The organism is Paenibacillus sp. tmac-D7, from assembly GCF_006519665.1.
GTDB lineage: Bacteria > Bacillota > Bacilli > Paenibacillales > NBRC-103111 > Paenibacillus_G > Paenibacillus_G validus.
This window is the reverse complement of record NZ_VIDW01000005.1, coordinates 182,969-203,126: the sequence shown is the minus strand read 5'-3', so window position 1 is coordinate 203,126 and position 20,158 is coordinate 182,969. Positions and strand designations below refer to the sequence as shown.

Sequence of the window (20,158 nt, the reverse complement as noted above, 5' to 3'; positions counted from 1 at the left end):
GCAATTGGAGGTCATGGCCGAACATTATAAGATGCTTAGCGACAAGTCCCGCTTGACCATTCTTGCATGCCTGAAAGAACGGGAAATGTGCGTGTGCGACCTGGTTGAAATTTTACAGTCGACCCAGCCTAACGTAAGTCAGCATCTGCGCAAGCTGAAAGCCGCGGGGTTAGTTACGGAAACCAGAAAAGGACAATGGGTTTACTATGCTCTTAACGTGAGCGACAAACCGTATTTGGAGGAGACATTAAACTATCTCCCTTCGTTTAAAGAAAAAGTGCTTCAAGTTAAAGGGATTTGTTAACCAACAGGAGGAACTCATGGCCATCGCCGCATTATTGATTTTTACCATTACGTTGATTTTTGTCATTTGGCAGCCGAAACAACTAGGCATCGGCTGGTCTGCAAGCGGCGGCGCTGTTGCAGCGCTTCTATGCGGTGTAGTTTCCATCACTGACGTATGGACCGTTACCGGTATCGTATGGAATGCCACTTTAGCTTTCGTGGCCATTATCCTCATCTCTCTTATACTTGACGATATTGGGTTCTTCGAGTGGTCGGCGCTTCATATGGCCCGTTTGGCCGGGGGCAACGGCGTTCTGATGTTCGTCTATATGGGGTTGTTGGGTGCGGCGGTTGCCGCTTTGTTCGCCAATGACGGCGCAGCTCTGATCATGACGCCTATCGTATTGGCTATGGTGAGAGCGTTGAAATTTGAAGAGAACAAGGTTCTGCCGTTCATTATGGCCAGCGGCTTTATTGCGGACACAACCTCGTTGCCGCTTGTCATCAGCAACCTGGTCAATATCGTGTCGGCCGATTATTTTGGAATCGGCTTTGCGGAATATGCGAGCCGGATGATCGTACCGAACCTCTTTTCGCTGCTTGCCAGCCTGCTTGTACTGTATCTGTATTTCCGCAAAAGCATACCCGAAGCCTATCGCTATGAGGACATCAAGAAGCCTCACGAGGCGATCAAAGATATCCGGTTGTTTCGATTATCATGGGTGATCCTGGGGGTGCTGCTGGCTGCCTATTTTCTAAGCGAATTCATCGCTTTGCCTGTTTCGGTTATTGCGCTGGCCGCCGCTCTTACGTTTATTGCGGCCGCGCGGAAAAGTCCGCATATGGAAACGAAACGCATCGTCAAAGAGGCGCCATGGGCGGTCGTCATTTTCTCGATAGGGATGTACGTCGTCGTGTACGGACTCCGAAACGCCGGGTTGACGGATATATTGGGTGGACTTATACAAAGGATTGCCGATCAAGGCCTGTTTGCTTCTACAATAGGAATGGGGTTCATTGCCGCCCTGCTATCGTCCATGATGAACAACATGCCTACCGTCATGATTGATGCGTTGGCTATTCAGGGCACGAATACGACCGCTGTTATTCGGGAGTCGCTGATCTACGCGAATGTCATCGGTTCGGATCTTGGACCGAAAATCACACCGATCGGATCTTTGGCAACGCTGCTGTGGCTCCATGTTTTGTCCAAGAAAGGGGTCACCATTACATGGGGGTATTACTTTAAAATAGGCGTCTTGCTGACCGTTCCCACTTTGCTGATCACCTTAACAGGGCTTTATTTGTGGCTAAGCGTGATTTCGTAAGACTCGGTTGAACTTCAAATGTAATTCAAAAGGAGAGCTTATCATGGATAAAAAACGGGTTTACTTCTTATGCACAGGCAATTCTTGCCGCAGCCAAATGGCCGACGGGTTTCTGAAAGCGCTCGGCGGCCACAACTATGAGGTGAAAAGCGCCGGTTTGGAGGCACACGGCTTGAATCCGAGAGCGGTACAGGTCATGAAGGAAGCGAACGTCGACATTAGCGGGAATTCCTCCGATGTGATCGATCCCGAGCTGTTGAACAAGGCCGATTATGTCATTACGCTTTGCGGACATGCGGATGAGCATTGTCCCGTCATCTCGAATAAGCATGTTGTGAAATGGCACTGGGGCTTCGAGGATCCGGCTAAAGCGACGGGCACCGAGGAAGAGATCCTGGCCAAATTTCGTGAGGTTCGCGATGCCATCAAGGCGCGTGTGGAACAATTCGTCGCAACCGGTCAATAGCATAATGGTTTGTAGCCTGATTTAACGGCCCGGTTATGAAACCTTTACATCTTAGCCGCGTATAAGTATCAAGTCCTTGCACGTATTACCTTAACAATTAAATCTAACATTGTTTTTCGGAGGAGTCTGTCACCCTGGCCTTGCTATGTTCATTTTAGCGGCTATGGTTTGACAGGCTCTTTTTGTATTTTTTTCGTACTTCCACAAAGAATAAAAAATGAAAGGTGGAATCATCATGCTTATTTTTCAACTAGCCGTCATCTTGCTTGCCTCCAAAATCGCCGGAGACCTCAGCGTCAAGCTGGGACAACCCTCCGTGCTGGGCAAGCTTCTCATCGGTATCTTCTTAGGACCAAGCGTGCTTGGGATTGTCACCAACACGGATATTTTGAAAGAAATCAGTCAAATCGGCGTTATCTTGCTGATGTTCATTGCAGGGCTGGAAACGGACACGGAAGAGTTCAAGCGTACCGGGAAAGCTTCAGCCTTCGTAGGGGTTAGCGGCATCGTTGTACCTTTTTCACTGGGGTATTTGGCCGGTATGACCATCGGTCTGGCTCCGACCGAGTCTATCTTCCTTGGACTGCTGCTCTCGGCTACAAGCGTGAGCATCTCCGTTCAAGCGTTGAAGGAAATGGGCAGATTAAAGTCGCGCGAAGGGACCACCATATTGGGCGCGGCCGTGATCGACGACATTCTCGTCGTTATTGCGCTCGCGTTTGTCATGAGCTTTGCAGGCGGCGATGTCCATCTGGGGACCGTCGTTCTGAAGAAGGTTGCATTCTTCGCGGTGGCCATCCTTCTGGCTTGGAAAGTCGTTCCTTGGGTTCTGAAAAAATTCGCGCCCCTTCGCGTCACGGAGGCGGTCATTTCCGCAGGTTTAATGATTTGCTTTGTTTATGCGTATTTAGCAGAATATGCAGGCGTGGCTGCTATCATCGGAGCCTATATCGCCGGTGTTGCCATCAGCTTGACAAAATACAAGCATGAGATAACGGAAAAAGTCGAAACGATCGGCTACTCCATCTTCGTTCCCGTCTTCTTCACATCGATCGGTGTAACCGCTGAATTTAGCGGAATCGCACAGCATATCGGGCTCATTATCGGGCTAAGCCTGCTCGCCATAGCAACGAAGCTGGCCGGGTCGGCGATCGGAGCCAAATTAGCCGGATTTTCATGGAGGAGTTCCTTAGGGATTGGCGCAGCTATGGTATCCCGCGGAGAGGTTGCACTCATCATTGCGGCTATCGGTTTGGAAAGCAATCTGCTTCAACCCGAGTTGTTTTCTGTGATCGTCGTCGTCGTGCTGGTCACCACGATTGTGACTCCGCCCATGATGAAGCTGTTCTTCCATAAACCGGAGACCGGGAAGCAGCAGAAGCAGTAGGCCACGCCTTGACGAAACACCCGTATAGTTCCCTCTCCGGCAACGGATAATAACGGCAATCCGACAAGGAAAGAAGGGACGCCGATTGAGCCCCACGACGAAACGACCGCCGGTGAAAGGGACGATCACAATCGACGGCCAGGAGCTTACCGTGACGAATCCGGAGAAGCCGTTATGGCCGGAGAAGAACATTACGAAAGCGATGTATCTGGAGAAATTGGCACAGCTTGCCCCCTATTTGCTGAAATACTGCCGCGACCGGTATTTGACGACGATCCGCTTTCCGCACGGGTGGAACGACAAGTCGTTTTATCAAAAAAACGCCCCGGAGCCTACGCCCCATTTCGTGAAAACGGCGACGCTGGAGGACATTCGCTACGTGCATCTCGACTCGCTGCCGACCTTGCTGTGGCTCGGCAATCTCGCTTGTCTGGAGTTTCACCCGTCCTTCCACCGGATCGGCGAAAAGCTGCCGGTGGAATGGCTGATCGACATCGATCCGAGCCTTGATCCGGAGCCGCGCATTATGGAGGCTGCGGAGGTGATCGGGGACATTCTCGACAAGATGAACATCCGTTCCATCCCGAAGACGTCGGGCGCCACCGGCGTACAAATTTACGTGCCGATTCCGGCGGAGCGCGGATATACGTTCGAACAGCTGAGACGGATCGGCGCATTCGTCGCCCAGTATGCCGTTCAGAAGTATCCCGGGCTGTTCACCGTCGAGCGCCTGAAGAAGGATCGCGGGACGAAGATTTATATCGATTATTTGCAGCACTGGTACGGTAAAACGTTATCCGCCCCCTACACGCCGCGTGCCCGGCGGGATGCCACGGTCTCGACGCCGCTGGATTGGAGCGAAGTTCGGCTGCGCTGCGATCCGCGGGAATTTCATCTGTTGAACATCGTAGAACGGCTGCAGCAAAAGGGCGATCTGATCGCCGCCGTCCCTCCGCAAAGCCTGGACCACGTTCTCTCCATCCTGCCTCCTACATAAGCGGCGATAAGAGCCGCGCTACCACTTCCTTGCCTTTCTGATACCGGGAGCGTCTTTCGAACTGGTCCAGCTTCAGCTCCCGGCTATCCTTCAAATCCTGCAAGTAATCGGATTCGATACGCTGCAGCGTCTCCTTATCGAATAAAACCGCGTTCATTTCGAAATTGCTGTAGAAGCTGCGCATATCCATGTTGGCCGTGCCGACGGAGGCGAGCAGATGATCGATCAGGATCACTTTGGCGTGAACGAATCCTTTGTGGTAAGCGTAGAAGCGAACCCCCGCTTGCATCAGTTCTTCCATAAACGATAACGAGGCGTAGTTGACGATCCGCGAATCGGGCTTCTTCGGATAAATGACGCGCACGTCGACGCCGCTGATGGCCGCCGTTTTCAACCCCATGATGATGCTGGCCTCCGGAATAAAATAAGGCGTCGTGATAAAGATCCGCTTCTTCGCTGTCGTAATCGCTCCGAAGTACATCTCCAGAACCGTGTCCCAATGAGCATCCGGGCCGCTGGACAAAATTTGCACCGGCTTCCGGCCGGCGCATTCGTGCTCGGGAAACAAGCCCGTATCGGTCAAACGATAGCCGCTGACGAAATGCCAGTCGGTCAAGAACGTATTCTGCAGCGCATAGACCGCATCCCCTTCGAATGCTATATGCGTATCGCGCCAAAACCCGAGCTTCGGATTGCCGCCCAAGTATTCATCCCCGATGTTCATGCCGCCCAGAAAACCCTTCAAGCCGTCGACCACGACGATTTTCCGGTGATTCCGGTAATTGATCCGCTTATCGAAGAAGGCGATCAACGCCGGCAAAAAGAAATACACCTCGCAGCCCGCTTGCTTCAGTTCACCAATGAATTTCTCGCTGAGCTGGTAGCTGCCGATTCCGTCGAATATGCACCGTACCTTAACGCCTTCGCGCGCTTTGCGCATCAGCACGTCTTGAAACTTCCGGCCTGTCGCGTCGTGCCGGATCGTATAAAATTCGAAATGGATGAAGCGCTCGGCCTTCTCCATCGCTTCCAGTATCGCCGGATAGGCGACTGACGCATTCGTCAGCACCTTCACTTCGTTGCGCATCATGATTTGCGAACCCGGCATGTTATTCAAGAGCGCGAACAACCGGGGCTCCTGCCGCCACCCTTGAAGCCGCTCCTCCTCAATCTCCACATCGAAGGGGATTTGCTTCTTCCCCATGTGCCGAATATCCTTTACGAGCCGAAGCCCTTTTCGTTTTACTTTTTTCCGCTGGGAATATTCAGTTGCCAAAAAATAATAGACAACGAACCCGATCACCGGAATAATGAACAAAACAAATAACCAGGCCATCGCCTTGGACGGGTGCCGGAACTCCCCTATGAGAATCGTCAAAATTTGAATGACAAACAGGACAAGTGCGATGACGAGCCAAAGCACCGCTTCACCTCCTCATACGGATGCAGGATACCGCTTCCTTCTTCAAAATTCTTTTCTAGCTTAACCACTCTCTGGATACCTGATTCCTCCCAAACCCCGGCTTTTTCTTCCTTACCCGGCTTTTTCCATCATCGCTGTCATAAATTTTTGAGTTTGGTGAAAAATATACCGGACATGGGAAAGGCAAAGCTTGGCTCTGTTACCGCGAGAAGGGAGGAAGCGTCATGGTGACGACGAGAGGCCGGAAGAAAAAGGAGAGCAGCGACGAGCACTCGCTTTTCAAAAAAGATTACCGATTCATCGACGAGCTGCGTTCAGTCCCGATCTCTTTGAAGCTCGAGGATAACAACCGATATTTGAAGGATTTGTTTGAGGACTGCTCCGACTTCGTCATTCGGGAATTTAAGCTCCAGGACAGTTTGAGAGCCATCCTCTTTTTCGTAGACGGGATGGCCAAGACGGAAGAAGTGCATGAAGCGATGAGGGCGCTCATGATTCTTGAGGGCGGAGAAAGCATCATCGATAACATTTCGGAGAAGGTGCTGCCCGTCTCCCAGCTTCAGAAGGCGGACAATTACGGAGATCTGCTGCTCTCGATTCTCGGCGGCGACACGGGCTTGATCGTCGACTGCAACAATCAGGCGCTGCTGCTCGGCATCCGGGGGATGGAGAAACGGTCGATCAACGAGCCGGAAACGGAATCCGTCGTACGCGGTCCGAAGGAAGGCTTCGTGGAAAATATCCGAACCAACACGTCGATGATTCGGCGCAAGCTGAAGACGCCTCATCTGAAGATGAAACCGATGATCATCGGACGGGAGAGCAACACCAACGTAATCGTCACCTATCTGGATGATTTGGCGAACCCGAAGATCGTGGAAGAAGTCATCGGGCGGCTGGAGAAAATCGACATCGATGCGGTTCTGGAATCCGGTTATTTGGAGGAATTCATTCAAGATTCGGCTTACTCGCCATTTCCGCAGCTTCAATATACCGAGCGTCCCGACATGGTTGCCGGCGCCCTTCTGCAGGGCCGAGTCGGGATTATTGTCGACGGCACGCCATTCGTACTGCTCGTGCCGTTCATCTTCGCCGAAATTATGCAAGCGAGCGAGGATTATTACGAACGTTTCCAAATCGCCACCCTGGTCCGGTGGTTACGTTACTTCTTCCTGATGCTCTCTCTTCTTACGCCGGGGTTATACGTAGCCATTACGACCTACCATCAGGACTTGCTGCCGACAACGCTGCTGTTATCCGTTGCGGCGTCGCGCGAAGCAATCCCGTTCCCCGCCGTCGTGGAAGCTCTCATTATGGAAGTAACGTTCGAGGCGCTGCGGGAAGCCGGAATCCGTCTGCCCAAGACCATTGGCTCCGCCGTCTCGATCTTAGGCGCTCTGGTGGTCGGGCAAGCGGCGGTTCAGGCGGGCATCGTATCGGCGCCTATGGTTATCATCGTCTCGATCACGGGGATCGCTTCCTTCACCATCCCGCGCTTTAATGGTGCGATTGCGGTGCGCATGCTCCGCTTTCCCATCATTATCGCCGCCTCGTTGTTCGGCATGTACGGCATCATGACCTCCGTGCTGCTGATTATCGGCCATATGGCGTCCTTGCGTTCGTTCGGTATCCCTTATTTATCGCCGCTCGGTCCGCTCTCTTCTTCGGATCTGAAGGATATCGTCATCCGTGCTCCCTGGTGGGCGATGAAGAAGCGTCCGGCCTATCTGCCTGTACAAGACAGCCGGCGCATGAGCGACGACGTTGTGGATGAAATTATGGAGCAGTCCGGACAACGCGGGAAGCACGTCCGCCATGAGAATCATGGTCACGGAGAGGAGGATGAATCATGATTCGTACTTGGTCTCGATTCGGCTTGCTAGCCACAGCGATTCTCCTGCTGCCCGGCTGCTGGGACCGGACCGAAGTCAACGACCTGGCCTTCATCCTCTCTACCGCCCTCGACATCGAAAAGGACGGATCGATTCGGTACAGCGTCATGGTGCCGCTGCCGGGTTCGATGGGCGGGGCTACGGGGGGAGGCGGCGGCACCGCCGGCGATAAGAGCTACTATATCGATTCGGAGGTCGGCAAAACGTACCGCGAAGCGCAAGCCAAGCTGCAGAACCGCATGCCGCGCCGTATGTTTCTGGCGCATCGTCGGACGGTCTTGATTGGAGAACAATTAGCCAAAGCAGGCGTGTTCAAAGTATTTGACGCGACTTCCCGGTCGCCCGAAAGCCGGATGACCACCTATTTCATCGTCACCAAAGGTAAAGCCTACGAGCTGCTGCAGGCCAGCCCGCAGTTCGAACGATTTCCTTCGGAAGCGATTCGTGAATTGGCCAAATCGAAAGTGATTATCGACATGAACATGAAAGATTTTGCGCTGGCGCTCAGTTCGCCGGGCGGCGACCCCGTCGCCATCTATATGGGCGTCCGGGAATCCGAGAAAGGGACCAAGCCTTCCAAAGAAGTCGAAGTGCTCGGCTACAGCCAATTCCGCGGTGACAAGATGGTCGATACGTTGGAAGGGCGGGCAGCCGCGGGCTTAGCCTTGTTGAAAGAGCGGTTCGTTAACGTCTCCATTACGCTGCATGTGGAGAATACGGACATTACCGTTCGGATTTTTGAAGCCCACAGCGATGTGCAAGCAAGACTAGCCGGCAACCAATTGCAGTTCGACATCAATTTGATAACGAAAGCGAAGTTGTTGGAAAGCACGGGGACTCAAGACTTTACCCGGGCCGATCAGATCCATCTCATGGAGGCGCGGCTTGCCGAACAAATGAAAAAATCCGTTGAAGACACGTTAAAGCAGATGATCGACAACAATTGCGACTCGGTTCAGCTCGGGGCCTACGTATGGCGCGCCTATCCGAATTTGTGGACCGAGCGTTTCAAGAACGAATGGCCGAACGGCTTAAAGACTGCCAAATTTAACATTAAGGTGAAAAGCATCTTGTCGGAAACCGGAATGATTTACGATAACGTTACAAAATCGGAGGATGCAGAATGAACTTACAGTTCATGGTTCTTTTCCTCGTGCTGTCCCTTATCCTGATGTTTTTAAATTTGAAGCATTGGTCCACCCTCAAACGGGGGATGCGCAGGCTCTATTTTTTGCTGTACGCCATGACCTTCGGCTTGTACGCAGCTGTTCTTTTGGGATACAAGATCCCGATGCCGACCCAATTTTTCATCGCCCACGTTTCTCCGTGGATGTTCTCACTCATTCATGGTTAACAAGGCTTCCAGCTAAAGAGGGAGTGACAGGATGCCAGCCCAAATACAAATTATTAACCACCGGCAATTCGCCTGGTTAATCGCTTCGCTGCTCTCCGGAGGCGGATTGATCAGCATTCAACATGAGCTCATCCGACTAGGCAGAATCGACGCCTGGCTGACTTATTTGTTTCCGGGCTTATACGCACTGCTGATCGGGTTCGTCTTGACACAGTTGGCCCGACGATTTCCACAGAAGCATCTGTTCGAAATTACCACGATCGTATTCGGCCGATGGATCGGCACTTGCGCCAACCTGCTGATCCTCGTTCACTTATGGATGGTGCTTATGCGGGATTTGCGTGCGTTCGGGAAGTTCATCGGCACGATCCTTCTGCCGAACACTCCTCAAGAAATTCTCGTGCTGCTATTCGTGCTGCTGCTCGCCTTCTATGGAAGGACGAGCGTTGAAGTCGTAGGAAGGGTTAACGACTTGTTCTTCCCCTTCTTCTTCGTGCTGCTCTTGTCCATGCCGTTCTTGTTATCGAACGAATTGGACACGCAATTAATCCGGCCAGCCTTAACGGTCAAACCCGTCGAATACTTCTATGCCAACGTGCTCGGGATCGGCTGGTTCGGCGATATTCTGTTCGTCGGCGCTTTCCTGCATACGATCTGGAGCTCGAAGCAAATCCGTTCGGCGTTTCGTCACGGCACTCTCATCGCCACTTTCCTGCTGACGTTGTCTTTGCTTTTGCAGGTGCTTGTGCTCGGACCGGTCATCCCGGGCCATATGGTTTATCCGAACTATAGCTTGGTCCAACACATTCACATTACCGATTTTTTAGACCGCGTCGATCTGTTTATCCTTAGCATCTGGTATCCGATCACCGCGTGTAAAGATATTTTGCTCTACTTGGCGATGTTGACGGGCATCGCAAGCCTGTTGAAGGAACGGGATTATACGTCGATCAATTCGCCCGTCAGCTTGTTTTTGCTGCTGACTACGCTGCTCGCCTTCGACAGTGCGGCCGAGGTGTTCAGTTTCGGTAACTACAGCTCCCCTGTCATCATTCTCGGCTATCAACCGCTGCTGCTCGCCGCGCTGCTCTTGTTCATGCGCAAATACCCGGTGCGGGAGCTGCGCCTGGACCAGGCGCAGAGCGGGACGCCATCGCCCGGCAAGCAGCAGGAACAACCTGCGCAAGGCCGTTCCGACGCTACCACCAGCTCCCGGTTCATCAGCCGGATCGAGTGCATCCGGCACTCCACCTGGATTACGGCCGGGAATGTGCTGCTGCTGTTGAGCGCATGCCTGGTATTCTTAGGCATCTGGCTCGGGATGACATACGCTGTCGTCGGAACGCTAAGCGGGATCGGTTACGCCATTTGCTTGGTCGGAGCGGTGGTAACCTCCCACATGGAAATGAGAGCGGCGAAGAAGTTCGTGGTTCGGCATTCGTCCCAGACATAACCCGGTGTCGTTACCCGATTCGTTCGACGCTGATGACCTGATTCAGAGGAATAAGCATCCGGAGCTCTTCTTCCTCTTCTTCCCGGGTAACGAGCAGCTCGATGAAATCGAAGCCCGTCCGGACAAGCTTCGCTTCGAACGTGCCGGCATAGGTCGTGCGGATGCTTGCAGCCGCTCCCGTTACTTTCAGCGAAGCGCCGAGCAGTACGATTTCCTGCATCGTACTCGGAACGAAATATTGGTTGTTGACGCGCATGAAGCGCTTGCCGACTTTCTGCAGCACGCCGGGCTCGCTGGCGAAGCCTTCGGCTTGCAGAGCGACCTCGAATTTTACATGCTGGGCGAGCCGCTCCTGTAAAGTCATGCGGCTTGTTCTTAAAAACGACAATGGAATTCCCTCCGTTCCCCTTCACATCACGTTCTAGTACAAATCTATGTGGGGGAAGCTTATTTCTTGACAACATACGTTCAATGCCATCTAATTGCCGCCCGCCGGCGGCCAACATACCGAAAGGAGTCGTCATGAATTTCAAGTGGTTTCAAAATAAGCTGACGTTCGTTATCATTCCCGAAGCGAACGGCAGCGTCGTTCGCCTCAAATTGGCCCGGGGTGTCGTATGGAGCGTGGCCGCCTCCGTCATGATCACAGTCGGAGCGGCTGCATTCCTCTACTTGCAGCATGCGCACACGGCCGCTTCAACGTTTCTGAAAACCAGCGAATTGAGCGGTCGAACGGCTAAGCTGGAGCAAGCGTTAACAAGCAAGAATCGAAGAATTGAAGAATTGCAGAACGACATCTACATGCTGTCGAAGCAAGCGGCCGAGGTTCATAGTCAAGTTGCGCAGATGAAGAAGCTCGAGGAGGATTTGCAGAAGCTGGCCCCTGTCAGCGCGGAGAAAAACGCGGAAAGCGGCGGCCTGCCTGCGGGCGAAGCCTCGACCGCAGGCACGGAGGCTGCCTCCGCCGCGCTCGGCATGGGAGGTCCGGCCGTCCCCGTCACCCATGAGGAAATCCGGCGCTTAGCGATGGCGACAGGGGCCGCCTACATGGCGCTGCAAAACGAAATGAACAAGCTGGAGACGAGCTTGTCCGATTCCAGACAGCAGTTGCAGGAAAAGCAAGAACGGCTGCGGAGGACGCCGACGTTATGGCCGACCGACTCTCGCATCGTCACTTCAAATTACGGCTATCGCCAGGATCCCTTCACGAAGAAGCTTAGCTTCCATCGCGGGGTCGATATCGCCGGCAAGCTGGACGACCCGGTCTACGCGGCGGGCGGCGGTGTCGTGCATGAGGTCGGCTACGATAAGCTCCACGGTCATAACGTCATCGTGGAGCATACGTCCGGGCTGCTCACGTGGTACATGCACTTGAACCGGGCGACTGTCCGTAAGGGCGACCTCGTGGACAAAGGCGACCCGATCGGCAAGCTCGGCACGACCGGACGCAGCACCGGCCCGCACCTGCATTACGAAGTGCTGCTTGGCGGTAAAAGCACCGATCCGTCCGGCTATTTGCCGATGGAACGAACGAAAGAGGAGAAAACGAAATCATGATCGGATTATTCGGTAAACCGAGCAACCGCTCGCGCGGGAACGGCGCCGTCACTTTAATCAGCGAAGGCAGTCGGATGGAAGGTGTCATAACGTCTCAAGCCGATCTGCGGATCGAAGGCGAATTCATCGGCACCTTACATGCGAACGGCGAGGTGGCGATCGGCGAGAAGGGAGCCGTGAGCTGCAAGGAGCTTCGCACGCAGGACTTGATTGTCGCCGGACGATTGGACGGCTCCGTGCACGCGGAAGGCATGGTGCGCATCACCTCGACCGGAAAGCTAACCGGGCGCATCGCCGCCGGACAGCTTATCGTCGAGAAAGGGGCGGTATTCGAGGGACTGAGCGCGATGACCGGGCTGGAAGAAGCGCCGGCGGAGACCGGGAGCGGCGCTGCTGCTTCGGACGGACCGATACGGCCGGCCGGCGGTTCGGAGGCCGGGTAAGAAACCTGCTCGCATGGCTTCCCGGGCAGCACCCGCGGGCCGAATGAAACCCGGCAAAGATGCAACCTTGGGTACCCCATGCTATAATGGTTGGAAAAACGCGGATACGCGGGCAAAGCAGGAGAAAAGCCTATGACGAAGCAAATCATCCTTTTCGATATGGACGACACGCTAATTTACTGTAATAAATTTTTCGATTTAGTCATGGAACAGTTCGCCGATCAGATGGAAGCCTGGTTTCACGGGTACAAGCTGTCCATCGACGAGGTGAAGAAAAAGCAAGCGGAAATCGACCTGGAGCGCGTGCTGGTCGAAGGCTTCTCGCCGGATCATTTCCCCCAATCGTTCGTCGACACGTACGACTACTATTCCGACTTGACCGGGCGCCACAAAAGCGAAGAGGAAATCGAGAGGCTGATGGAGCTCGGCGCTTCGGTTTACGGCCACAGCATCGAGCCTTATCCTTATATGGAAGAAACGCTTCGCACCTTAACGGCCGAAGGCCATGAGCTGCATTTGTATACGGGCGGCGATCCGGCAATTCAAATGCGGAAGGTCAAGGAAGCCGGGCTGGAGCGTTATTTCGCCGCTCGGATACATATCACCCGTCACAAAAACACCGAGTTTTTGGACGGCTTGATCCGCTCGCACGGCTTCGACCGCAGCCGCACCTGGATGATCGGCAACTCGCTGCGTACGGACATTATTCCGGCGCTCACCTGCGGTATCCATGCCATCTTCATGCCGGCGGAGCTTGAATGGTCTTACAATCAAGTCGAGGTCAACGTGGCTCCGGTCGGCGCCTACTTCACTTTGTCCTCCCTGCATCTGATTCCCGAAACGATTCGGGATTACACTGCTGCCGCCCGGCAGGCCGAGGCTCCTAACGAGCCGGCTTGACCGGTTGCAGCATCTGCGAGGCTCTCCGCTTGGACACGTTAAACTCCGTCCAGGACGCAGAGCCTTCTTGTCGTTCCAGCCGATAGGTAAAGTTATGCAGCACACCCTCCACGGCGTCCAGCTCCGGGTGATTCTTCCGCAAGTCGACCAAGTGCGGCACCGCTTCGAAGCTCAACCCTCCTAAATAGCCTACGTCGATGACGCCGCTGTTCTCGTAACGCTTGATATTGTTCTGGGCGATCATCGCATCGATCCCCATGTAATTGATCAGGACGTAGGCAGCGAGCGCCGTTATCCCATAATATCGCAGCAACGGCAGCTTCTCCCGCCAAAGTTTCACTAAAGCGAGCACGAACAGCACGAGCAGGAATATCATGAACGCATGGACGAGCAGGCGGGTGACGGTATATCCATACGCTTCTTCGTACATAGAAAGACGCAAGTAGGCGGAGCTGAGCATAATGCCTGTGCAGCCTACCAGCAGCGCAAGCAGCGTGCGCAGCAGCGTCCATGCAAGCGGCCCCGGGCGGCGGACGCCGTATAGAAATGTAATCAGCACGGTTAAGTTGATCAGCGTCACGACGACGAGCTCGGCAAAGCCTTGGCGCGCATAGGAAGCGTATGTGACCCCTTCGGGCAATGCGGCTGCGCCTGCTCCCCCGCCTCCGCCGAAGAAATATGAAAACTGGACGAAGGCAAACAGCAAGTAAACGGCATTCAGCGCGATCAGCACGGTAGACGCGACCGTCGGATCCAGACGAAGATCGGACGGTGCTGCGGATGGAGCGGTCGCCTGAGAGACGGCGCCGTCCGCAGCGAGGACATCCCATTCGACATTCGCGGACGGGACGCTTGCGGTCTTCGGCATATAGGGAGATGCCGGCCGGGCCGACGACCACAACTTCGGCTGCAGCAGCCCGGCGACGTAAGCGAACACGCCGACCGTTATGGCGCCAATCCACAACGCACGGAATAAGATACGCCCCAGCTCTACGTCTTCAAACAAATTCGGCAGCCGGGCCAGCGATCGATCGAACATCGTATCGGCCGAGGCCAGCAGCCCGACCACTGCGGCGAGCAGCGGAACCGATAAAAGCAAGCCGAGCAGCACCTTCATCAGCGTCCTGGAGCGCCCGGCTTTCATCCTGACGGACATCCATCCGAACAGGACGGCAAAGGGCCTGGGGGCATAGAGCAGCGTCTGGACGAACACTTGCTCCAGCATGCGGACCCAGATCGGCGCTTTACCGCCCCGGCTGGTCAGCCAGGTTGTATGCAGCACGACAAGGAAAGGGATCGCAAGCGCATTTAAGACGGCAAACAGCATATTCGTATACAGCGCATACGTGAGCGCGAGCAGCCCGACCGGCAGGAGCAGCAGCAGCGACGGGTCCTTTTTGCGTCCGATATGTCCTTGAGCCATTGTATAGAAGAGCAAGTAAAAACCTAACACAAATACCGGAACGGAAACGCCCCAGCTTCGATCATAAAAGAGATAGTGGTGGACAACTCCACAACCTAAGGAGGCGAGCAGCAGCTTCTTCTCGTTAAATCGTTCGTTCGAATGCAGTTTCACCGGCGGCGGCCCTCCTTGCAGGATGAAATATCGGGGGGACGACTTCAGCCTCCGGCTGCTTCGCACCTCTGAGCATTCGTAGAAGGTGACTTCCGAGCTCCCGCAATAACGGCTCGTTCAACAAATCCGACAACGCCGAAGCGCCCTGCCCGACCTGCTCGTGAACCTGATAGACGGCGCACAGTTCCCGCTCAAGCTGAGGCGAAAGCCCGAGTTGCTCCGCTAGTCCCCGATACGTCTCCGACGGGTCGGCATGAAAGCCTTCCAGCGCGCTAACACCGCACAGCCTACCGTAAGCGAGCTGGGCGACGGCCCAAACGGACAACGCCAGCGATCCTGTGTCTTCTGCAGTTCGCAGGTCCTTCTCCGCCTCCTGCAGCAATTGTTCTTCCCACGATAACGTTAGAAGCAAAGCATTCATCTAAAATTCCTCCCATCTATGGGTAATTTTATATATTCAGGGCGCAATAGGGATGTTCGTCTATATGAATCATTGTACCTTGTAAAACAGGAATAAAAATAGCAACTTTTGAAACATGAATTTCGTATTTTAATAAGACTGAATTGGAGGCGATCGTTTGCTATGAAGCTAGCCGCTCATTATATGCGTCTGCATGATCAATATCCGCACGCCGGGGTTCAGCATGAGCTCTCCGTCACCTTGAACGAGCTCGCCGAGGCGCTGGGCTGCTCCCCTCGCAATGCGCAGCTGCTGCTGAAAAAGATGCAGGACCTCGGATGGCTGGAATGGACGCCGAAGCGCGGGCGGAGCAACCGCTCGCTGCTGTCTTTCCGCGTTCCGGCCGAGGAGATCGCCCTCCTGCTCGCCAAGGAACTGGTGGAGCGCAAAGATTTGCGCGGTGCGTTGGAGCAGTTGAGCCTCTCGACGCTAGAGGGAACGGTGAAGGAAAGCTTCCACCGCTGGCTGAGCGGGTATTTCGGCATTACCAGCGAGGTGCTTGGCGACAAACGGCTGGATACGCTGCGCTTTCCGTTAACGCAGCCGCTGCAATCACTCGATCCCGCGACCATCCATTTCTCGACGGAGGCGCACCTTGTGCACCAGCTGTTCGACCCGCTCGTGCGGTACAACCGGCTCACGCAAACGATCGAACCGCATCTCGCCCACGCCTGGGAGGTAAGCGCCGACCGGAAAATCTGGACGTTTCATCTGCGTAAAGGCGTGCTGTTTCATCACGGGCGGGAACTGACAGCGGAGGATGTGGCCTACACGTTCATCAGGCTGCAGCGCTTGTCCGAGGGCGCGCTGTACAGCTGGGTTCATCAACAGATCGAACGCGTCGACGTCGTCGATCCGATAACCGTCAGCGTGCGCTTAACCGAGCCGAACGAGCTGTTCCTGCAGTTTGCCGGCACGAACCGGGCGTCGATTGTGCCCGCCGATGCCTGCGAGGACAAGCAGGAGTCGTTCGCGCTGGCCCCTGTCGGCACGGGGCCGTTCAAGCTGACGCATCTCGACGAATCGTTGTGCATGCTGGAGGCATTCCCCTCCTATTTCCAGGGGCGGGCCCATTTGGACCGGGTGGAGCTGTGGCATATCCCGAATTTGCAAACGCAGGATTACGACCGAACGCTGGAAAGCTTCCAGGTCATCCATAATTTCCGGCTCCCCCTTGATGCGCCGAACCAATGGGAGCAGGTTCAACAGCAGGGCGCTACATGCCGGTTTCTAACCTTCAACCTGCTGAAGCAGGGGCCGATGAACGACCCGGCGCTGCGTGGACTCGTCATGGCCGCTTTGGACCGCGGCAAGCTGCTGGAGAGGCTTGGCGGCGACGCCATCTACACGGCCGACAGCTTCATCCGGTACGGCGAAGGCTTGTCTTCTCCGGTGGCGGAGCCGTATACCTATGAACCCGGACGGCTGAAGGCGCTCGTGAAGCGCAGCGACTACCAAGGCCAAAGGCTGCGCATCTGTACGATCATGCAGTACGAAGAAGACGCTTTGCTTGTGCAAGCGCTGCTGCAGGAAGCCGGCTTCGCCTGCGAGGTCAAGCTGCTGTCCGCACAGGCTTTCAAGAGCGAGCAGCGGCTGCACGCCGATCTGCTGCTGTTCTCCATCATGCTCGATAACGACGCCGAGCTGCGCTTGTTCGATCTCTACACCAGCATGCAGCGACATTTGGAGCCATCGCTTAAAAGCAGCGTCGCCGCCCTGCTCGGGCAAACGCTGCTGGAGCCCTCCCAATCGCGACGGGCTGAGCTGCTGCAGCGAGTGGAGTCGCTGCTGACGGCGAGACGGGTGCTTGGCTTTTTATACTTCAAGCGGCTGAAGACCGTGTATCACACTTCCGTAAAAGGCATTTCGCAGGGCGCCCTGGACTGGGTGCAGTTTAAAAACATCTGGTTCAAGCCATAGGCCAAGTCTCCTTCGCATACGATGGTAGGAAGAAAGCGCAACCGGAAGGAGCGAAGGAGAAGTGGCCAAATCGTCCGATCTGCTGTACAGGAACGATAAATACGGCTTTACGCTGCGTTTTCCGTCGTGGTGGCGGAATTATTGTGTCGTCAGTAAAAAAAAGCTGGACCCCGACTCGGAATACGAGCTGCATTTTCGGTTTAAGTATAAGGGAAACGTGTATGACGATATTTTCACGATACTGGTGTTCCGCATGACACAGGAGGACTGGCTGCGGCTCGGCTATGGGGATTCGCCCTTGTCTTTGATTGCGGCCCGCGACGGGCGCGTATTCGCCTATTTGACGCCGGAGGAGCTGCCGCATGAATTTATCAATCGCAAAACCGGGAATTACGATTACCGCAAGTACGGGACGCCCATCGGGCTGCTGAAGCGGATGGTCAACCGCGATGTGCCGCGTATTGTGCAGACGCTGCGATTTTCCTCCCGTGCGATTACGATGAAATCGACGCCTTACCGATCCAGTAAAGTGTGCAGCTGCCGGATCCCCCGCCGCCGGAGAAAACCGCGTCGTTAAGACCCAAGTTGATTCATGTATTCCTTATAGGCTTATCAACGATAAAAGGGACATCCGTGAAGTCATCCGACTCTCAGGACATCCCTTTTCCAGTTATAGTGAAAACCATCGGCCAATGCCGGTATCTTCATAAGGCTTCGTCCTTTTGCGCCCGTGCGTTTCGGTACGGGAAGGAAGAAGAAGCGCGTCCTCCCTCATGAACGGTTCAACCTGGTTCTGAGGGGGCGACGGCTCCCCGGTTATAGAAGCCAGGTCGGACGCCTGGACGCCCGGACAACCGGCCCGCTCCAGCTTCTCCAGCCGGTCGGTCAGCCGATCGACGGTTTGCTCCAAACGCGCAATTTCCTTGTGCAATTGGGCAACCTCTTGAGCAAGCTGGCGCCCGACGTGATCGGCGTATCCCTGCTCGGCCTTCTCCTCTTCGGCGGGTAACAACGCCTGTAGTTCCTCAGGCGTCAACATCGTTCTCAATTCCTTGTGCACCTCCTCAGCCTCCTCGACTTCCGCGCCGCGATTGAATCTCATATCTGTCCGCTACATAAACTAAATGCAGGCCATCCCGATTCAAACATACGGAATCCACATGGAGACTGCCCGACAAACAACCCGCCTCCGACCGAAGGGAGACGGGTTAGACGCGTTGGCCCGATTAAGGCAAGTTGCTCGAGCCCATCAAATAACGGTCGACTTCGCGGGCCGCTTCCCGGCCTTCGTTGATCGCCCACACGACGAGGCTCTGGCCGCGCCGCATATCCCCGGCGGCGAACACGCCCTCGACGTTGGTCACAAAGCGGCCGTAAGCCGCTTTGGCGTTGCTCCGCTCGTCACGTTCAACGCCAAGCTGCTCAAGCACCGGATTCTCCGGACCGAGGAAGCCCATCGCGAGCAGCACGAGCTGCGCCGGATACACCTGTTCGCTGCCCGGCACCTCAACCGGCACGAACCGGCCTTGGTCGTCCTTCTTCCACTCGATCAGCACGGTGTGAAGTTCCTTGACATGTCCGTTCTCATCGCCGACGAACTTCTTCGTCGAGATCATATATTTACGCGGGTCCTCGCCCTGCACCGCCGCCGCCTCCTCTTGGCCGTAGTCGACCTTGAGCACCTTCGGCCATTCCGGCCACGGGTTGTTCGGTTGACGCTTTTCCGGCGGCTTCGGCATAATCTCGAACTGCGTCACGCTCGCACACTTATGGCGAATGGAGGTGCCGACGCAGTCCGTGCCGGTATCGCCGCCGCCGATGACGACGACATGCTTGCCTTCGGCCGAAATAAAAGCGCCGTCCTGATGTCCGGAGTCGAGCAAGCTCTTCGTATTCTTCGACAGGAATTCCATCGCAAGATGGATGCCCTTCAGCTCGCGGCCTTCGATCTTCAGGTCGCGGCCCAAGGTCGCTCCGCCGCACAAGACGACCGCGTCGTTCTCTTCCTTGAGCTTCGATGCCGGAAGGTCCTTGCCGATTTCCGTACCCGTTACGAAGGTAACGCCTTCGGCAGCAAGCAGCTCAACCCGGCGCTGCACGTATTTCTTATCCAGCTTCATGTTCGGGATGCCGTACATCAGCAAGCCGCCCGGACGGTCCGCGCGCTCGTACACCGTAACGGTGTGGCCGGCTTGGTTCAATTGCGCCGCGGCGGCGAGCCCGGACGGGCCTGAGCCGACGACGGCGACCTTCTTGCCGGTACGCGTCTTCGGCGGGTTCGGCACGACCCAGCCTTCGGCGAAGCCGCGGTCGATAATCGACTTCTCGATGTTTTTGATCGTCACCGGCGAGCCGTTCAGGCCGACCGTACAGGAGCCCTCGCAAGGCGCCGGACAGACGCGTCCCGTAAACTCGGGGAAGTTGTTCGTCTTATGCAGACGATCCAGCGCTTCCCGCCATTGCCCGCGATAGACGAGGTCGTTCCACTCGGGAATCAGGTTGTTGACCGGGCAGCCGGCGGCCATACCGCTGATGATTTTGCCCGTATGGCAGAACGGGATTCCGCAATCCATACAGCGTGCGCCCTGCTGCTGCAGCTTCTCTTCCGTCAAAGGGATGCTGAATTCCTGCCAATGCGCGATGCGCAGCAGAGGACCGTTGTCGATCGGGACCTCGCGCTCAAACTCCATAAAACCGGTAGGTTTACCCATTTCGAT

General features: G+C 55.2%; 20 protein-coding genes. 14 read left to right on the top strand and 6 right to left on the bottom strand.

Translation table 11 applies throughout. From position 1 onward, the window contains the following. The first annotated feature begins 13 nt into the window (after positions 1-13). The 5 genes from FKP33_RS05935 (at position 14) to ligD (ending at position 4,463) form a co-directional block, all read left to right on the top strand. Entirely contained in the window at positions 14-304 is a 291-nt protein-coding gene (locus FKP33_RS05935) for an ArsR/SmtB family transcription factor (protein WP_230876192.1), read from the top strand. Between the two features lie 16 nt (positions 305-320). Beyond that, the gene (locus FKP33_RS05930) at positions 321-1,613 is read left to right on the top strand and encodes an arsenic transporter (protein WP_054797569.1); all 1,293 of its coding nucleotides are present in this window, start codon (positions 321-323) and stop codon (positions 1,611-1,613) included. Between the two features lie 43 nt (positions 1,614-1,656). Beyond that, complete coding sequence (gene arsC, locus FKP33_RS05925; RefSeq protein ID WP_127606840.1) at positions 1,657-2,079, top strand: arsenate reductase (thioredoxin); 423 nt, start codon at positions 1,657-1,659, stop codon at positions 2,077-2,079. 235 nt (positions 2,080-2,314) lie between these two features. Beyond that, positions 2,315-3,466 (top strand): cation:proton antiporter, encoded by a 1,152-nt coding sequence (locus tag FKP33_RS05920; protein ID WP_127606838.1) that lies wholly within the window; start codon positions 2,315-2,317, stop codon positions 3,464-3,466. A gap of 85 nt (positions 3,467-3,551) precedes the next feature. Then, a complete protein-coding gene (ligD, locus tag FKP33_RS05915; protein ID WP_127606836.1) occupies positions 3,552-4,463 on the top strand; it encodes a non-homologous end-joining DNA ligase in 912 nt (303 codons plus the stop codon). Here ligD and cls read toward each other — a convergent pair. Beyond that, complete coding sequence (cls, locus tag FKP33_RS05910) at positions 4,456-5,886, bottom strand: cardiolipin synthase (RefSeq protein ID WP_127606834.1); 1,431 nt, start codon at positions 5,884-5,886, stop codon at positions 4,456-4,458. The genes ligD and cls overlap by 8 nt on opposite strands. Before the next feature lie 224 nt (positions 5,887-6,110). On the opposite strand from cls, the gene FKP33_RS05905 reads away from it, so the two are divergent. Genes FKP33_RS05905 through FKP33_RS05890 form a run of 4 tightly spaced genes read left to right on the top strand, consistent with a single transcriptional unit; the run spans position 6,111 to position 10,585 of the window. Then, positions 6,111-7,739: a spore germination protein gene (locus tag FKP33_RS05905; RefSeq protein ID WP_127606832.1), complete on the top strand. Its 1,629-nt coding sequence runs from the start codon at positions 6,111-6,113 to the stop codon at positions 7,737-7,739. After that, the gene (locus FKP33_RS05900) at positions 7,736-8,905 is read left to right on the top strand and encodes a Ger(x)C family spore germination protein (protein WP_141334174.1); all 1,170 of its coding nucleotides are present in this window, start codon (positions 7,736-7,738) and stop codon (positions 8,903-8,905) included. Before FKP33_RS05905 ends, FKP33_RS05900 begins: the two co-directional genes overlap by 4 nt. Continuing rightward, entirely contained in the window at positions 8,902-9,132 is a 231-nt protein-coding gene (locus tag FKP33_RS05895) for a hypothetical protein (protein ID WP_127606828.1), read from the top strand. Before FKP33_RS05900 ends, FKP33_RS05895 begins: the two co-directional genes overlap by 4 nt. 31 nt (positions 9,133-9,163) lie before the next feature. Then, a complete protein-coding gene (locus FKP33_RS05890; protein ID WP_141334172.1) occupies positions 9,164-10,585 on the top strand; it encodes a GerAB/ArcD/ProY family transporter in 1,422 nt (473 codons plus the stop codon). Between the two features lie 10 nt (positions 10,586-10,595). Here FKP33_RS05890 and FKP33_RS05885 read toward each other — a convergent pair whose 3' ends face one another. Further along, positions 10,596-10,973, bottom strand: a complete 378-nt coding sequence (locus FKP33_RS05885; protein ID WP_230876181.1) for a hypothetical protein — start codon at positions 10,971-10,973, stop codon at positions 10,596-10,598. A 134-nt stretch (positions 10,974-11,107) separates the two neighbouring features. Between FKP33_RS05885 and FKP33_RS05880 the strand changes: the two genes are divergently transcribed. The 3 genes from FKP33_RS05880 to FKP33_RS05870 all read left to right on the top strand — a co-directional run bounded on the left by FKP33_RS05880 (position 11,108) and on the right by FKP33_RS05870 (position 13,485). Next, the gene (locus tag FKP33_RS05880) at positions 11,108-12,142 is read left to right on the top strand and encodes a M23 family metallopeptidase (protein WP_127606824.1); all 1,035 of its coding nucleotides are present in this window, start codon (positions 11,108-11,110) and stop codon (positions 12,140-12,142) included. Continuing rightward, positions 12,139-12,585, top strand: coding sequence for a bactofilin family protein (locus FKP33_RS05875; protein WP_141334171.1), 447 nt, complete (start codon positions 12,139-12,141; stop codon positions 12,583-12,585). The genes FKP33_RS05880 and FKP33_RS05875 overlap by 4 nt, the downstream gene beginning before the upstream one ends. A gap of 132 nt (positions 12,586-12,717) precedes the next feature. Further along, a complete protein-coding gene (locus FKP33_RS05870; RefSeq protein WP_127606820.1) occupies positions 12,718-13,485 on the top strand; it encodes an HAD family hydrolase in 768 nt (255 codons plus the stop codon). On the opposite strand, the gene FKP33_RS05865 is transcribed toward FKP33_RS05870, so the two are convergent. Then, a complete protein-coding gene (locus FKP33_RS05865) occupies positions 13,469-15,061 on the bottom strand; it encodes a DUF4153 domain-containing protein (RefSeq protein WP_258313380.1) in 1,593 nt (530 codons plus the stop codon). The two genes, FKP33_RS05870 and FKP33_RS05865, sit on opposite strands and share 17 nt — an antisense overlap. Next, positions 15,033-15,482 carry a hypothetical protein gene (locus FKP33_RS05860; protein ID WP_141334169.1) on the bottom strand — a complete coding sequence of 150 codons (450 nt, stop codon included), beginning with the start codon at positions 15,480-15,482 and terminating at the stop codon, positions 15,033-15,035. Before FKP33_RS05860 ends, FKP33_RS05865 begins: the two co-directional genes overlap by 29 nt. Positions 15,483-15,644: 162 nt before the next feature. Here FKP33_RS05860 and FKP33_RS05855 point away from each other — a divergent pair, with 162 nt between their 5' ends. Next, the gene (locus FKP33_RS05855; protein WP_054800005.1) at positions 15,645-17,441 is read left to right on the top strand and encodes an ABC transporter substrate-binding protein; all 1,797 of its coding nucleotides are present in this window, start codon (positions 15,645-15,647) and stop codon (positions 17,439-17,441) included. A 61-nt stretch (positions 17,442-17,502) separates the two neighbouring features. After that, a complete protein-coding gene (locus FKP33_RS05850) occupies positions 17,503-18,018 on the top strand; it encodes a hypothetical protein (protein WP_141334167.1) in 516 nt (171 codons plus the stop codon). 93 nt (positions 18,019-18,111) lie between these two features. On the opposite strand, the gene FKP33_RS05845 is transcribed toward FKP33_RS05850, so the two are convergent. Together FKP33_RS05845 and FKP33_RS05840 are read right to left on the bottom strand one after the other, a co-directional pair. Next, on the bottom strand, positions 18,112-18,501 hold the full coding sequence (locus FKP33_RS05845) for a hypothetical protein (protein ID WP_141334166.1): 390 nt from the start codon (positions 18,499-18,501) through the stop codon (positions 18,112-18,114). Positions 18,502-18,667: 166 nt separating this feature from the next. Continuing rightward, positions 18,668-20,152, bottom strand: a complete 1,485-nt coding sequence (locus FKP33_RS05840; RefSeq protein ID WP_141334164.1) for a glutamate synthase subunit beta — start codon at positions 20,150-20,152, stop codon at positions 18,668-18,670. Positions 20,153-20,158: the final 6 nt, after the last annotated feature.